Origin of the sequence: Sedimentitalea sediminis, from assembly GCF_042687825.1 — a bacterium.
GTDB lineage: Bacteria > Pseudomonadota > Alphaproteobacteria > Rhodobacterales > Rhodobacteraceae > Sedimentitalea.
The window spans coordinates 290,110-305,409 of sequence record NZ_JBHUQE010000002.1; the positions used below are offsets into that span (position 1 = coordinate 290,110).

Here is a 15,300-nt window from a genome sequence, read left to right on the forward strand (position 1 = left end):
TATGCTGTCGAACAGGTTAAAGTCTCTGCACAGTGGCGCACACAGTTGTGATCGCCGTTGAGTTGATTGAAGATAGCGTTACAAACCGGCGCTAGGGAACAGGAAAGCCTGAGCGAACATGGTATCTCGAGTCATTCCCGTGGACCCCTTTGATCTGGTGATCTTTGGCGGCACCGGCGATCTGGCACGGCGCAAGATTCTGCCCGGCCTGTTTCGGCGATTCTGTGCCGGGCAGATCCCGGATGCGGCGGCCATCATCGCAGCGGCCCGTTCACCGCATTCGGTTGACGAATACCGGGCGCTGACCGCCGATGCGATTCGCGAATTTTCCGGCGTGGCGCTGTGCAATGATGACCGACTTCAGGCCTTTCTGAAGAGGCTGGACTATGTTCCCATCGACGCCCGCGGCATCGATGGCTGGGCCGCCCTTGCGGCGCGTCTCAGTCCGGACCGGGTGCACGCGTTCTACTTCTCTGTCGGCCCTGGCCTGTTCGCCGATCTGGCCGAACGCATCCACCTGCATGGCATGGCCAGCCCGGACTGCCGTATCGTCGTGGAAAAGCCCTTTGGCCATGATCTGGCCAGCGCCCGGGATCTGAACGCCACTCTGGCGGCGCATTTCGACGAGGGCCAGATCTATCGCATCGATCATTATCTGGGCAAGGAAACCGTGCAGAACCTGATGGCGATCCGGTTCGGCAACATGCTGTTCGAGCCCCTGTGGAACAGTCAGTATGTCGATCACATTCAGGTCACCGTGGCCGAAACCGTCGGTGTCGGCGGTCGCGGCGAATACTATGACCGGGCCGGCGCCATGCGGGACATGATGCAGAACCACCTGATGCAGCTGTTATGCCTGATCGCGATGGAACCGCCGGCGAAATTCGACCCCGACGCGGTGCGCGATGAAAAGCTCAAGGTGATCCGGGCGCTGGACCCGGTCGAGCCGCACCATATCGTGCGCGGCCAGTACGAGGCGCTGGATGGCGAACATCCCGGCTATCGCGAGGCGGTGAATCAGCCGCGCAGCACCACCGAAAGCTATGTCGCGATGAAGGTCCATATCAGCAACTGGCGCTGGGCCGGCACGCCGTTCTATCTGCGTACCGGCAAGCGCCTGGTGGCACGGTCGTCGGTGATCAACGTCATGTTCAAGGATGCGCCGCATTCGATCTTTGGCCCCGAGGCCGGGCGGCACGCCAATCTGCTGTCCATTCGCCTGCAGCCCAACGAGGGCATCACCCTGCAGGTGACCATCAAGGAACCGGGGCCTGGCGGCATGCGCCTGGTGGACGTGCCGCTGGACATGACCTTTGCCGAGGCGCTGGGACCCGAGGGCGAGGACCCTCCGGATGCCTATGAACGGTTGATCATGGACGTGATCCGGGGCAATCAGACGTTGTTCATGCGTGGCGACGAAGTCGAGGCCGCCTGGGCCTGGACCGATCCGATCATCGCCGGCTGGCAGGCGCGCGGCGAGGTGCCCAAGCCGTATGACAGCGGCAGTGTCGGACCGGGCGATGCCGACCTGTTGATGAAGCGCGACCACCGGGAATGGAGAGGAATAAAGCCTTGAACCTCGTAGAATACTCCGATCGTGAAATGGCCGCCATCGATCTGGCCAACGTTCTGGCCGGCGAGTTGGAAAATGCGCTGCTGCACCATGACAGCGTGTCCTTTGCCGTGCCGGGCGGCACCACGCCGGGACCGATCTTTGACACCCTGTGCGCCGCCGATATCGAGTGGCACCGGGTGCATGTGCTGGCCACCGACGAACGCTGGGTGCCGCAGGACGATCCCCGCAGCAATGGCCGTCTGATCATCGAACGTCTGCTGACCGGGCGGGCAGGGGTGGCGACCTATCTGCCGCTCTATGCGCCGACGCCCGGTCCCGACGATGTGCTGGCCGAGATCGAATCGATGCTGGCGCCGCATCTGCCGATCTCGGTGCTGCTGCTGGGCATGGGCGCCGACATGCATGTGGCTTCGCTGTTTCCGGGCGATGCCGCGCTGTCGGCGGCGTTGTCGCCGACAGCGCCGACCCTGGTTGCGGTGCGCCCGACAGCCGCGCCCGAGCCGCGCATCAGCCTGACCGCGCCGGTTCTGGATGGCGCGCTGGCCAAGCATCTGGTGATCTTCGGCGCCGACAAGCGCGCGGCTTTGGAACGCGCGGCCAAGCTGTCGGACGAGCAGGCGCCGATCCGGGCGGTGCTCAGCGAAATGACGGTGCACTGGGCGGAATAGACATGCCGGACTGGGATCAATTGGCGGCATTGCACGCTGCCGGCCGCGCGGGCCGCATTGCCGATCTGTTTGTTGAAACGCCGGACCGGGCCGCAAGGTTCAGCGTGCAGACCGACGACCTGTTGCTGGATTATTCAAAGACCATGATCGACGCGGCGGTGCGCGACGCGCTGATCGGGTTGTGCCGCACGGAGGGGGTGGCGGAAAAGCGGACGGCGATGTTCGCCGGCGAGAACATCAACCGGACCGAGGACCGGGCGGTGCTGCATACCGCGCTGCGCAATCTGGATGGGGGTCCGGTGATTTCCGGCGGTGTCGATGTGATGCCGGGCATTCGGGACACGCTGGCGCGGATGCGCGGCTTTGCCGATGCGCTGCGCAGCGGCAGCCTGACCGGTGCCGGCGGCGCCATCACCGATGTGGTCAATATCGGCATCGGCGGCTCGGATCTGGGTCCGGCGATGGCGGTGCCGGCGCTGGCGCCCTATCATGACGGGCCGCGCTGTCATTTCGTGTCCAATGTCGACGGCGCCCATATCGCCGACTGCCTGCGCGATCTTGATCCGCGCCGGACGCTGGTGATTGTCGCGTCCAAGACCTTTACCACCGTCGAGACCATGACCAACGCGCGCACGGCGCGCGCCTGGATGCACGAGGGCGGCGGCGACCCGGCGCTGCAATTCGCCGCTGTGTCCACCGCTGACGAGCGTACCGCGGCCTTTGGCATTGCGGCCGACCGGGTATTTGGCTTTCAGGACTGGGTCGGGGGGCGTTATTCAGTCTGGGGGCCGGTCGGCCTGGCGCTGATGCTTGCGATCGGCCCAAAAGGATTCGAGGCATTTCTGCGCGGCGGCCAGGCCATGGACCGGCATTTTCAGTCTGCGGACTGGGACCAGAACATGCCGGTCATGCTGGCCCTGACCGGGCTGTGGCACAGCCGGGTCTGCGGGTATCGCACCCGCGCCGTGCTGCCCTATGAGCAGCGCCTGGCGCGGTTGCCGGCCTATCTGCAACAGCTGGAAATGGAATCCAACGGCAAGAGCGTGGCGATGGATGGCAGCGCACTGGCGCAGTCGACCGGACCGGTGGTCTGGGGTGAACCGGGCACCAACGGGCAGCATGCCTTTTATCAGTTACTGCATCAGGGTTCGGCGATCGTGCCTTGTGAATTCATGGTCGGAGCCCGCGGTCACGAGCCCGATCTGGCGCATCAGCACCGGCTGCTGGTGTCCAATTGCCTGGCCCAGTCCGAGGCACTGATGAACGGGCGCAGCCTGGACGAGGCCCGCGCCCTGATCGCCGATGCAGGACTGGAAACCGACCAGATCGAGCGCCAGGCGCGGCACCGGGTGTTTCCCGGAAACCGGCCGTCGGTCACGCTGGTCTATCCGCAGCTGACACCCTATGTGCTGGGCCAGATTGTCGCGCTGTACGAGCACCGGGTGTTCGTCGAAGGCGTGATCCTGGGAATCAATTCCTTCGATCAATGGGGCGTCGAACTGGGCAAGGAACTGGCGACCTCGCTGGCGCCGATCGTCGATGGCGACCGGCCCGCTACCGGCAAGGACGGTTCCACCGCCGCGCTGGTGGCACAGGTGCATCGCCATGGCGGCGGGCAGGGCGGCGGCTAGCCCTGCGCCACGGCGCCGTCCCGATCGACGAACAGCCGCCGCACCGCGTCCGGCAGCGGGCAGCGGCCGGTCCCGTCGGAATGCAGCGTCACCATCACGGCGGACATCTCGGCCCTGAGATCGCCCGCCCACAACTGTTGCTGCATGGTGAAACTGGTGGTGCGGAAACTGGCAACGCGCGCCGTTGCGACATAATCCTCGCCCATGACCATTTCCCGCAGATACCGGATTTCGGCGCTGCGCACCACCAGACGCGGCCTTTGCGCGGGGGCATAGAACGGCGTGCAGAACTGATCGAAATACGCCACCCGCAGGGTCTCGAACCAGCCCATATAGGCCTTGTTGTTGACATGGTTCAGCGCGTCCAGTTCGGCCCAGCGGACCCGGTCCGCCATGGCCAGCGGCTGCGGGTACTCCAGGCCAAAGACGGTCTGTTCGGTCGGGCTGAGCGGGGTGTGATAGCGCAGGGTCATGGCCGCTGGCTATCCAGCGCGGCGGATTTGGGCAAGCCCGTTATTGCCAGATCGGCATTTCGTTGGCACGGTGGGACCGGGGAGGAGACGGGTCCGTCAGGACCACGCCGCAAGCGCATGCCTGACGGACCTTGTTTCATGACAAAGGATGTTATCCGGCTGCCAGGGCCGGTCCCGTATCCCGCGAGAAAGGAAACCTGCGATGCTGGGCCAGATGATGACCAAACCGCTGCTGATCTCGGCGCTGATCGACCATGCTGCCCGCTATCACGGCCAGACAGAAATCGTTTCGGTCGAGACTGACGGGCGTGTCACCGAGACCAACTGGGGCAATCTGGCCGGCAATGCCAGGCGGCTGGGCTCGGCGCTGCACAAGCTGGGGCTGCCACCGCAGGCACGTTGCGGCACCATCGCCTGGAACAACCGGCGTCATCTTGAAATCTATTTCGGCGTGTCCGGCGCCGGGTTCGTCTGCCACACGATAAACCCGCGCCTGTTTCCCGAACAGCTGATCTATGTGATCAATCACGCCGAGGACGAGGTGCTGTTCATCGAGTCCACTTTTTTGCAGATCGCCGTCAAACTGGCCGAGCATCTGCCAAGGCTTAAACATGTCGTGCTGATGGGGCCGCGCGACGACGCACTGGCCGGGCAGGTACCTGGGCTGCAATTCTATGACGAACTGATCGAGACCGGTGACGCGGATTTCGACTGGCCCGATCTGGATGAGAACACCGCGTCGAGCCTGTGTTACACCTCGGGTACTACCGGCAATCCAAAGGGGGTTCTGTATTCGCACCGCTCGACCCTGTTGCACAGTTTTGCCGCCAGTCTTGGCGACACGCTGGGTCTGACCGCGCGCGACGTAGTGTTGCCGGTGGTGCCGATGTTCCATGTCAACGCCTGGGGGGTGCCCTATTGCGCGGCCATGGTGGGCAGCCGTCTGGTGATGCCCGGGCCGGGGCTGGACGGCGCAAGCCTGGTGCGGCTGATCGACGGGCACCGGGTCACGCTGGCGCTGGGGGTGCCGACGATCTGGCTGGGGCTGCTGGCCCATGCCAAGGGGATGGGCAGCAAGCTGGACAGTCTGAAACGCACCGTGGTCGGCGGCGCCGCCTGTCCGCCGGCGATGATGAAACAGTTCCGCGAAGATTTCGGCGTCGACACGATCCATGCCTGGGGCATGACGGAAATGAGCCCGCTGGGCACCGTGAATATCCCGCTGGCCAGGCATCGCGACCTGCCGCTGGAGACGCAGCACAAGCTGCGCGAAAGCCAGGGCCGCCCGCCCTTCGGTATCGAACTGAAGATCGTCGGCGCAGATGGCGAGACCTTGCCCAATGACGGGGTCAGCCAGGGCGATCTGCTGGTGCGCGGTCATTGGGTGATGGACAGTTATTTCCGAATGCCGGAACACGAAGCGCTGCGCGATGACTGGTTTGCCACCGGCGACGTGGCGACGATCGATCCGGACGGTTACATGACGATCCGCGACCGTTCCAAGGACATCATCAAGTCAGGCGGCGAGTGGATCAGCTCGGTCGAGCTGGAAAACATCGCCGTGGCCCATCCCAAACTGGCCAATGCCGCGGTGATCGGCGTGCGGCATCCGAAATGGGACGAGCGGCCGCTGCTGGTAGCTGTGGCCGCAGAGGATGCCCGGCCAACCGAAGCGGAACTGCTGGCCTTTTACGAAGGCAAGGTCGCCAGCTGGCAGGTGCCCGACAAGGTGGTCTTTGTCGATGAACTGCCGCTGAATGCCACCGGCAAAGTGCTGAAACGCACCTTGCGCGAGCAGTTCGCGGATGTGCTGACCGGGTGAACCGCGACCGGCATGCGGCGCTTTAGCCCGGCCCGGCCAGATTGTCCGCCAATCGTTGCAGGGCGGCCCAGTCGGTGCGGCCGGCAATACCCAGACAGACGATGCCGTCAGATCCATCTGCATCCGTGGCGGTACAGGACGCGCGGCGGCCCACGACCTGCACCAGTTGGCGCGTGCCGTCGGCACCTTTGACAAAACCCTTGGCACGGATCAGCCCCAGTGCCGGTTCGGCCAGTGCTTGGGCCAGCGCGGCGGCATCGGCGGCAGCGGCGATGTCCAGCACCTGCACCTGGATCGGCAGATGCGCCGTTTCGCCGGTGGCCGGTTGCCTTGTGTCCCTGTCCGACGGCGGGTTTGGCCCGGTCCCCAGCACCACGTCGGGGGGCAGGTCGGCCCGGGCCGTGTCCAGAATTCGCAGATCGGGATAGTTCTGCGTCAGCCAGCGGCGCCGCGCGCTGCGCATGTCGTCATCGACCAGATCGACCTTGTTCAACAGCAGCAGATCCGCATCCGCCAACTGACGCCGCACCGTGTCGCCCATATACCGGTCCTGGGCCAGGTCCGGCAGCGTCTCGGCATCGGCCAGCACAACGATGCCGTCGAGGCGATAGGCCTGCAACAGCCCGACCGTGGCGGCGATGGCGCCGGGAATGGCGACGCCCGAGGCTTCGAGCAGCACATGGTCCGGCGCCGGGCGCATTGCTGCCAGGGTATTCAGGCCGCGCACCAGATCGCTGCCATAGCTGCAGCAGACGCAGCCGCCGGCCACGGTGATCAGGTCGGGCGTGCGGGTCCGGATCAGGTCGGCATCGATGGGCAGATCGCCGAAATCGTTGACCAGCACCGCCAGGCGCCGCCCGCCGGCCTGCCGCAGCAGATGGTTTACCAGGGTCGTCTTGCCGGCCCCCAGAAAGCCGCCCAGCACGGTCAGGGGCAGCGGCGCGGTGCGCTTTTCAGCCGGTGATTGCGGGCGCCCGGCGTTCATATCTGTTCGTCGGCGGCAAAGATGCGGTCACCCTGCACCGTGCCCCAGACCCGCACATCACGCAGCCGATCGGCGCCGATCTCGGTCGGATCGTCCTGCAACACTGCGAAATCGGCGCGTTTGCCGACCTCGATCGAGCCGATCTCGGACTCCATGCCCAGGGTCTGTGCCGCCCCCATGGTGATGGCGTAAAGCGCCTGCGACACGCTGATTTTCTCGGCCTCGCCCAGCACGCGGCCCGAAGCGGTCTGTCGGTTGACCGCGCACCAGGCGGTGAACATCGGCCCCAGAGGCGTGATCGGCGCATCCGAATGGATTGACATCGGCACCCCGTGCTGCAGCGCGGTGGCGCAGGCATTCATGCGCTCGGCCCGGTCCGGACCCAGAGTCAGATCGTAGTGCTCGTCGCCCCAATAGAAATGGTGGTTGGCAAAGAGATTGACGCCAAGGCCCAGCCGGGCCATGCGGCGGAACTGGGCGGCGTCGGCCATCTGGCAATGCTGGATCGTGGTGCGGTGATCAGGGGCGGGATGCGCCTTGAGAACCGTCTCCATCGTGTCCAGCACCAGGTCGGTCGCCTCGTCGCCATTGGCGTGGATATGAACCTGCAGATCGTTGCGGATCGCCAGGGCCAGCACCTGCTGCAATTGCGGCGGCGTGATGTACCACAGCCCGTTTTCGGCACCGTTGTAATAGCCTGGCCAGCGCAGCCGTGCGGTAAAGCCCTGGATCGAGCCATCGGCCACGACCTTGATCCGCCCCAGCCGCAGCCGATCGGTGGAATGCGCCCGCAGCGATGCCGCATGGTCGATCAGATCCTGCGGCGTCATTCCCAGGAAATAGCGCAGCGGAACCACCCGCACCGGAAATCTGGGTTCGTCGGTCACGCGCAGCATCATCTGGACGGTCGGTTCGGTCAGCTGCGCCGCCAGATCGGTGACCGTGGTGATACCGGCGCGCACGCACAGTTTGGCAAAGTTGCGCAGGCCCGGTTCGTCGCAATCCAGCATGCCGCTGTCAAAGCCTGTATGTTCCGCAATCGGCGCCAGCACGTCCGGGCCGCGCAACTCGCCCAGGGGCAGGCCGTCCTTGCCCAGCGGCACCCCCGGATGTTCGATGCCCGGACGCAGCAGCCCGGCCAGTTGCAAGGCCCGGGAATTGACATTGGCAATATGGCCCGACGCATGCAGAACCCCGATTGGGCGCGTTGTCGACACCTTGTCCAGATCGTGCCGGGTCAGGCGCTGATTGCCGAAATAGATCGGATCCAGTTGCCAGCCGGGCAGGGCGGCGGTGGGGTCGGTCAGGTCGGCATCGGCCCGTTTCAGCCGGTCCAGCACAGCCTCTAGGCTTTTCGCCCCGGCGCAGGTCCGACCGTTCGGATCGACGCGGTCAAAATAGCCACAATAGGTGTGCCGCCAGAGCGAGCCCTCCATCGCGTGCGCATGCCCTTCGACCAGACCCGGCATCAGGATCATGCCGGCAAAGCGGTCGTCCAGCCGATGCGCCCCCAGCGTGCCAGTTCTTCGCGCGTGCCGACGCCCAGAATGCGCCCGTCGCGGACCGCCACATGGCTGGCCACCGGGCGTTGCGGGCACATTGTCAGAATTTTCCTGGCCGCGTAAATGGTCGTCATCACCGATACTCCACACACATTCCTGCCCGGCGCGCACCTGACGGCGCGCCGCCGTTGCCCGGAAGTTGAGCGGATGAAACCCCGACGCGCCACAAGGTGCAACAGGGTCTCTTGATTACGCCGATCAGAGGGGCCGCGGGTGGTTCGAACGCACCACCCGCCGGCCCCGACTACAACCTGCGGACGGAACCTGTGGCGATCTTGAACCGGTTGTTTTGTGTAATACTCCCCCAAGGTTGATCGCGCTTGACGATCTGCGAACCCTTCGTTGCATCCACGCGGCCCGGGTTGCTCGGTTTTGTGTCCGGGGCCCGGGCGGAAATAAATACGCCTTTTGGGTAGTTTTCCATCATCTGGTAGGGTGTGCAGTCAAGCACACAACATATCGAAAAAATTCGCCGGAAAATACCTGTTTCGGACGGATCAAACCGGGAACGGTTGCGAAGGTAAGGGATTTATTACTTTACGAATCACCGGACCCTCCCGCATCCTTAACCAAAGGATTTTAATCAATTTCGATTTCTGGGGGCGTTGGGTGCATATTGCATTTGCCATCATTTTTTTTCTTTTTGTCGGACTGTGTGAAACGCTCCGGCATGGCGTATTCGGCCTAAGCCCCTCTGAAACAAACGGAATAATCTATGCCACGCTGGCGCTGTCGGCCCTTGGTCTGCTGCGGGGAGATGTCATTTTTACACTGATCAGACCAACACGGCCGCTCTATGGAAACGCGCGTGCGACCTGGAGCTGGCCACGCACGGGGCTGGGGCTGTTTCTGGGTCCGTTATTGTGGGTGTTGCCGGTCGCCTATGGGTTCGCCTTGATTCAGATCAATGTTACGCCGACCGGACCCGAAATTTTGATTCGCACCCTGGTGCTGCACCTGGTGACCGTCGGTATTGCCGAGGCCCTGTTCTTTCGCGAGGCGGTGCTCAAGACGTTCAACGCCGAACCGCTACCGGTCTGCGCCATTTCAACACTGGCCGTGTTCATCTTTCACATGCCGTCCGGTGTGCCTCTGGCACTGATCGCGGCCGGTTCGGGTCTGTATTTCCTGACATTGCGGCTGATCGGTTGCAACATCCTGGTGACCGCGCTGTTGCACAGCGCGACGGTGGTGCTGTTCGGTCAGGTCTTGTCGCTGGGACTGACCGAGGCCCAGCTTTGGACTTATGCCGGCTATTTCGTGCCGGCGTCGGCGGCGTTGTCTCTTTGTGTGTATGTCCTGTTTACCAGTGCCGGAAAGGAAGCGCGTTATGCCTGACGGCCAAATATGCGAACAGGGCCTGCGGGCCGAAACGATGCGGATCAAGCCGTCAAAATACACGATTCTGATTCCGCTCAAGCGCGGTCGTCACCTGGCCTATAACACCGTGTCGCAGTCCTTTTCGGTCTGGGACGGTCAGGACATCGCCCTGTGGCAGGATCTGAGCCTGGCCGGTGCGATGACGTTTTCGCCGGTCTATCGCGAATTCGTGCAGGGTGGATACGTGCTGAACGCCGATGCGGACGAGCGCGAAGTGGTGCGCGCCAGCTATGATCGTGTGCGCCACAATGACGGCCACATGATGCTGACCATCGCACCGACCCTGTCCTGCAATTTCGGCTGCCACTATTGTTTTCAGGGGCTGGACAAGCCGCTGACCAAGATGACGCCCAAGGTCCGCGCCGCCACCAAGGCCTTTGTGCTGGACCGGCTGACGGGCAAGACCAGTTTCCACCTGACCTGGTATGGCGGCGAGCCGCTGATGGACCAGGAGGCGATATGGGACATCTCGGCCGAGGCGATCGCCCATTGCGACGCGCATGGCATCAAATACAGTTCGATGATGATCTCGAACGGCTACAAGATGACGGTGCCGGTCGCGGAAAAGCTGAAAGAGGCGCGGGTGTCGCGGGTTCAGATCACCATCGACGGCGACGAGGCCGCGCATGACTCGCGCCGCCATCTGACCAGCGGCCGCGGCACGTTCCAGAAAATCCTGGACAACATAAAGGCGGTAACGGCGCGCAAGCTGCTGAACGTGTCCGTGCGGGTGAATATCGACGGCCAGAACGAAAAGGACGCGCGCGCGGTGCTGGATGTGCTGCACGAGGCCGGATTGGGCATCAAGGACGGCGTTTCGGTCTATTTCGCCCCGGTCGAAAGCGTCGCCGAAAACGCCGGCGGCTGCGACAGCTGCCTGTCCAAGACCGATTATGCCGATGTGGAAAACCGCCTGCAGGCGCTGGCCTTTGAAAAAGGGTTGATGGCGCTGCCCAAGATGCCGCGTTTCCTGGGGCTGTGCACTGCGGTCAAACCGAACAGCTATGTCGTCGTGCCCAACGGCGATCTGCACAAATGCTGGGACACGGTGATGGATTCCGGCCTGAGGGTCGGCAGCGTGATGGGCAACACGCGCAAAAAGGATGCGGGGACCGAGGCGATGTGGACCGCCTGGTCGCCCTTTGAAAACGAAGTTTGCGGTGCCTGCAAGCTGCTGCCCGCCTGCGGCGGCGCCTGTGCCTTCAAATTCGTACATAACGACTATGCCTCGGGCGAGGCGGGTAAACTGCCTTGCCCCAGTCTGAAATTTAACATGGCCGAGCAACTGTTTCTCCGCGCGAAGGCGCGGGGGTTCGTCACGGATGACGACTGGGATCAGAATAACAGTCCCACGGTCAACGATGATGGATTGCTGACCGGAAACCGGCACACGCTGGATTCTGTGGGCGCGATTCATCACGCGCTGCGGGGACGCTCCCCGCTCGCTTGAACCTGATCAGATCCGATCGCTTTTCCGGTCGGGTCGGTGCGAGACCGCCATTGGTGTGTTTCGCGCAGAAAATATTGGAGACGACCATGACACGTTTTTCATTCCTGCTTTCAACCGTTTCGAATTCGACAGGCAAAGAGACGATTGACCAAGACATCCTGGAACTGACCTCGGAGGAGGCGCTGGCCATTCGTGGCGGCATGCCCGCCCCGGACCCGGCGCAAAACTTTGACGAAGGCGACGAAGGCGACGAGGCAAACGAAGGCAACGAGGACGACGAAGGCGACGAAGGCGACGAAGCCAACGAAGGCAACGAACCGCACCTCTTTGACGAAGGCAATGAGGGCAACGAGCCGTCCCCGAATGACGAGGGCAACGAAGGCAACGAGTTCACCCCGAATGACGAGGGCGACGAGGGCAACGAGTTCACCCCGGGCGACGAGGGTGACGAGGGCAACGAAGCCTCGCCGAATGACGAGGGCAACGAAGGCCACGAGTTCACGCCGCACGACGAGGGCGACGAGAGTAACGAGTTCACCCCGGGCGACGAGGGCGACGAGAGTAACGAGTTCACCCCGGGCGACGAGGGCGACGAGAGTAACGAGTTCACCCCGGGCGACGAGGGCGACGAGAGTAACGAGTTCACCCCGGGCGACGAGGGCGACGAGAGTAACGAGTTCACCCCGGGCGACGAGGGCGACGAGAGTAACGAGTTCACCCCGGGCGACGAGGGCGACGAGAGTAACGAGTTCACCCCGGGCGACGAGGGCGACGAGAGTAACGAGTTCACCCCGGGCGACGAGGGTGACGAGGGCAACGAGTTGTCCCTGAATGACGAGGGTGACGAAGGTAATGAACTCACCCCGAATGACGAGGGGGACGCAGGCAACGAGTTCACCCCGGACGACGAAGGTGACGAGGGCAACGAGGCCTCGCCGAATGACGAGGGCAACGAAGGCAACGCGTTCACGCCGAACGACGAGGGCGACGAGAGTAACGAGTTCACCCCGGGCGACGAGGGTGACGAGGGCAACGAGGCCTCGCCGAATGACGAGGGCAACGAAGGCAACGCGTTCACGCCGAACGACGAGGGCGACGAGAGTAACGAGTTCACCCCGGGCGACGAGGGTGACGAGGGCAACGAGGCCTCGCCGAATGACGAGGGCAACGAAGGCAACGCGTTCACGCCGAACGACGAGGGCGACGAGAGTAACGAGTTCACCCCGGGCGACGAAGGTGACGAGGGCAACGAGGCCTCGCCGAATGACGAGGGTGACGAAGGCAACGAGTTCACCCCAGGCGACGAAGGTGATGAAGGCAACGAACCCTCGCCGCACGACGAAGGCAACGAAGGCAACGAGTCCACGCCCCACGACGAAGGCAACGAGGGTAACGCAGCCACGCTGAACGACGAGGGCGACGAGGGCAACGAGTCCACGCCCAATGACGAGGGCGCCGAAGGCAACGAGTCGACCCCCCACGACGAGGGCGACGAGGGCAACGAGTCCACGCCCAATGACGAGGGCGCCGAAGGCAACGAGTCGACCCCCCACGACGAGGGCGACGAGGGCAACGAGTCCACGCCCAATGACGAGGGCGCCGAAGGCAACGAGTCGACCCCCCACGACGAGGGCGACGAGGGCAACGAGTTCACCCCCACCGACGAAGGCAACGAGGGCAACGAGTCCACGCCCAATGACGAGGGCGACGAAGGCAACGAGTCGACCCCCAACGACGAGGGCGACGAGGGCAACGAGTTCACCCCCAACGACGAAGGCAACGAGGGCAACGAGTTCACCCCGTTTGACGAGGGTGACGAGGGCAACGAAGGCAACGAAGGGAACGAGGGCAACGAAATTGGTCTTGACGAGGGCAACGAGGGCAACGAGCCGTCGCCCAACGACGAGGGCAACGAGGGCAACGAACCTTTGGATCCGGACTTTGCCGGCAACGAGGGTGACGAAGGCAACGAAGGCAACGAATTCATTCCTGACCCGTTCGGGCTCTTCGGTGACGAAGGCAACGAAGGCGACGAAGGCAACGAAGGCAACGAACCGCACCTCTTTGACGAAGGCAACGAGGGCAACGAGGCCTCACCTTTTGACGAGGGCGACGAAGGCAACGAAGGCGAAGAGGGCGACGAGGGCAACGAGTTCGGCCTCGACGAAGGCAACGAAGGCAACGAGTCCACGCCCAACGACGAAGGCAACGAGGGTAACGAAGCCACGCTGAACGACGAGGGCGACGAAGGCAACGAATTCACGCCCAATGACGAGGGTGACGAGGGCAACGAGTTCACCCCCTTTGACGAGGGCGACGAAGGCAANCCTCACCTTTTGACGAGGGCGACGAAGGCAACGCAGGCGAAGAGGGCGACGAGGGCACCGAGTTCGGCCTCGACGAAGGCAACGACGGCAACGAGTCCACGCCCAACGACGAAGGCACCGAGGGTAACGAAGCCACGCTGAACGACGAGGGCGACGAAGGCAACGCAGGCGAAGAGGGCGACGAGGGCACCGAGTTCGGCCTCGACGAAGGCAACGACGGCAACGAGTCCACGCCCAACGACGAAGGCACCGAGGGTAACGAAGCCACGCTGAACGACGAGGGCGACGAAGGCAACGCAGGCGAAGAGGGCGACGAGGGCAACGAGTTCGGCCTCGACGAAGGCAACGAAGGCACCGAGTCCACGCCCCACGACGAAGGCAACGAGGGCAACGAGGTCGGCCTCGACGAAGGCAACGAGGGCAACGAGGTCGGCCTCGACGAAGGCAACGAGGGCAACGAGGTCGGCCTCGACGAAGGCAACGAGGGCAACGAGGTCGGCCTCGACGAAGGCAACGAGGGCAACGAGGTCGGCCTCGACGAAGGCAACGAGGGCAACGAGGTCGGCCTCGACGAAGGCAACGAGGGCAACGAGGTCGGCCTCGACGAAGGCAACGAGGGCAACGAGGTCGGCCTCGACGAAGGCAACGAGGGCAACGAGGCCGCACCTTTTGACGAGGGCGACGAAGGCAACGAATTCACGCCCAATGACGAGGGTGACGAGGGCAACGCGCTCACCCCATTTGACGAGGGCGACGCAGGCAACGAGTTCACTCCCTTTGACGAGGGCGACGACGGCAACGAGTTCACTCCCTTTGACGAGGGCGACGACGGCAACGAGTTCACTCCCTTTGACGAGGGCGACGACGGCAACGAGTTCACTCCCTTTGACGAGGGCGACGACGGCAACGAGTTCACTCCCTTTGACGAGGGCGACGACGGCAACGAGTTCACTCCCTTTGACGAGGGCGACGACGGCAACGAGTTCACTCCCTTTGACGAGGGCGACGACGGCAACGAGTTCACTCCCTTTGACGAGGGCGACGAAGGCAACGAGTTCACTCCGGGTGACGAGGGTGATGAGGGCAACGAGTTCACCCCGGTTGACGAGGGTGACGAAGGCAACGAGGCAGCCCCGAATGACGAGGGCGATGAAGGCAACGCAGCCACGCTGAACGACGAAGGCGCCGAGGGTAACGCAGCCTCGCCCAACGCCGAGGGCCACGCAGGCAACGAGTCGACCCCGCACAACGAGGGCAACGAAGGCAACGAGTCCACTCCCAACGACGAGGGCAACGCAGGCAACGAGTCGACCCCGCACAACGAGGGCAACGAAGGCAACGAAGGCACGCTGAACGACGAGGGCGACGAAGGCAACGAGGCATCCCCGAATGACGAGGGCGATGAAGGCAACGAAGCCACGCTGAA

At 63.6% G+C, this 15,300-nt stretch carries 12 protein-coding genes; 6 read left to right on the forward strand and 6 right to left on the reverse strand.

The annotated features are described in order from the left end of the window. Window positions 1–118: 118 nt before the first annotated feature. From zwf to pgi, 3 genes are read left to right on the forward strand one after another with little or no spacing between them, the layout of a single operon-like run. Window positions 119–1,576 carry a glucose-6-phosphate dehydrogenase gene (gene zwf / locus ACFMPD_RS03120; protein ID WP_380991694.1) on the forward strand — a complete coding sequence of 486 codons (1,458 nt, stop codon included), beginning with the start codon at window positions 119–121 and terminating at the stop codon, window positions 1,574–1,576. Beyond that, a complete protein-coding gene (gene pgl, locus ACFMPD_RS03125) occupies window positions 1,573–2,244 on the forward strand; it encodes a 6-phosphogluconolactonase (RefSeq protein ID WP_380991696.1) in 672 nt (223 codons plus the stop codon). Before zwf ends, pgl begins: the two co-directional genes overlap by 4 nt. A gap of 2 nt (window positions 2,245–2,246) precedes the next feature. Beyond that, window positions 2,247–3,875 carry a glucose-6-phosphate isomerase gene (gene pgi, locus ACFMPD_RS03130; RefSeq protein WP_380991698.1) on the forward strand — a complete coding sequence of 543 codons (1,629 nt, stop codon included), beginning with the start codon at window positions 2,247–2,249 and terminating at the stop codon, window positions 3,873–3,875. On the opposite strand, the gene ACFMPD_RS03135 is transcribed toward pgi, so the two are convergent. Beyond that, a complete protein-coding gene (locus ACFMPD_RS03135; RefSeq protein WP_380991700.1) occupies window positions 3,872–4,348 on the reverse strand; it encodes an acyl-CoA thioesterase in 477 nt (158 codons plus the stop codon). The genes pgi and ACFMPD_RS03135 overlap by 4 nt on opposite strands. A 202-nt stretch (window positions 4,349–4,550) precedes the next feature. On the opposite strand from ACFMPD_RS03135, the gene ACFMPD_RS03140 reads away from it, so the two are divergent. After that, window positions 4,551–6,170 carry a long-chain-fatty-acid--CoA ligase gene (locus ACFMPD_RS03140; RefSeq protein WP_380991702.1) on the forward strand — a complete coding sequence of 540 codons (1,620 nt, stop codon included), beginning with the start codon at window positions 4,551–4,553 and terminating at the stop codon, window positions 6,168–6,170. A 22-nt stretch (window positions 6,171–6,192) separates the two neighbouring features. On the opposite strand, the gene ACFMPD_RS03145 is transcribed toward ACFMPD_RS03140, so the two are convergent. The 4 genes from ACFMPD_RS03145 to ACFMPD_RS03160 form a co-directional block, all read right to left on the reverse strand. Beyond that, the gene (locus tag ACFMPD_RS03145; RefSeq protein ID WP_380991704.1) at window positions 6,193–7,155 is read right to left on the reverse strand and encodes a CobW family GTP-binding protein; all 963 of its coding nucleotides are present in this window, start codon (window positions 7,153–7,155) and stop codon (window positions 6,193–6,195) included. After that, on the reverse strand, window positions 7,152–8,633 hold the full coding sequence (locus ACFMPD_RS03150; RefSeq protein WP_380991706.1) for an amidohydrolase: 1,482 nt from the start codon (window positions 8,631–8,633) through the stop codon (window positions 7,152–7,154). The genes ACFMPD_RS03145 and ACFMPD_RS03150 overlap by 4 nt, the downstream gene beginning before the upstream one ends. Then, the gene (locus ACFMPD_RS03155) at window positions 8,630–8,791 is read right to left on the reverse strand and encodes a hypothetical protein (protein ID WP_380991708.1); all 162 of its coding nucleotides are present in this window, start codon (window positions 8,789–8,791) and stop codon (window positions 8,630–8,632) included. Before ACFMPD_RS03155 ends, ACFMPD_RS03150 begins: the two co-directional genes overlap by 4 nt. Before the next feature lie 170 nt (window positions 8,792–8,961). Further along, the gene (locus ACFMPD_RS03160) at window positions 8,962–9,144 is read right to left on the reverse strand and encodes a hypothetical protein (protein ID WP_380991709.1); all 183 of its coding nucleotides are present in this window, start codon (window positions 9,142–9,144) and stop codon (window positions 8,962–8,964) included. Between the two features lie 8 nt (window positions 9,145–9,152). On the opposite strand from ACFMPD_RS03160, the gene ACFMPD_RS03165 reads away from it, so the two are divergent. Then, the gene (locus tag ACFMPD_RS03165) at window positions 9,153–10,055 is read left to right on the forward strand and encodes a CPBP family glutamic-type intramembrane protease (RefSeq protein ID WP_380991711.1); all 903 of its coding nucleotides are present in this window, start codon (window positions 9,153–9,155) and stop codon (window positions 10,053–10,055) included. Further along, window positions 10,048–11,547, forward strand: coding sequence for a radical SAM protein (locus ACFMPD_RS03170; protein WP_380991713.1), 1,500 nt, complete (start codon window positions 10,048–10,050; stop codon window positions 11,545–11,547). The genes ACFMPD_RS03165 and ACFMPD_RS03170 overlap by 8 nt, the downstream gene beginning before the upstream one ends. Window positions 11,548–13,876: 2,329 nt before the next feature. Here ACFMPD_RS03170 and ACFMPD_RS03175 read toward each other — a convergent pair. After that, window positions 13,877–15,300 (reverse strand): hypothetical protein (locus ACFMPD_RS03175; protein ID WP_380991715.1); only part of this gene is annotated, 1,424 nt, incomplete at its 5' end.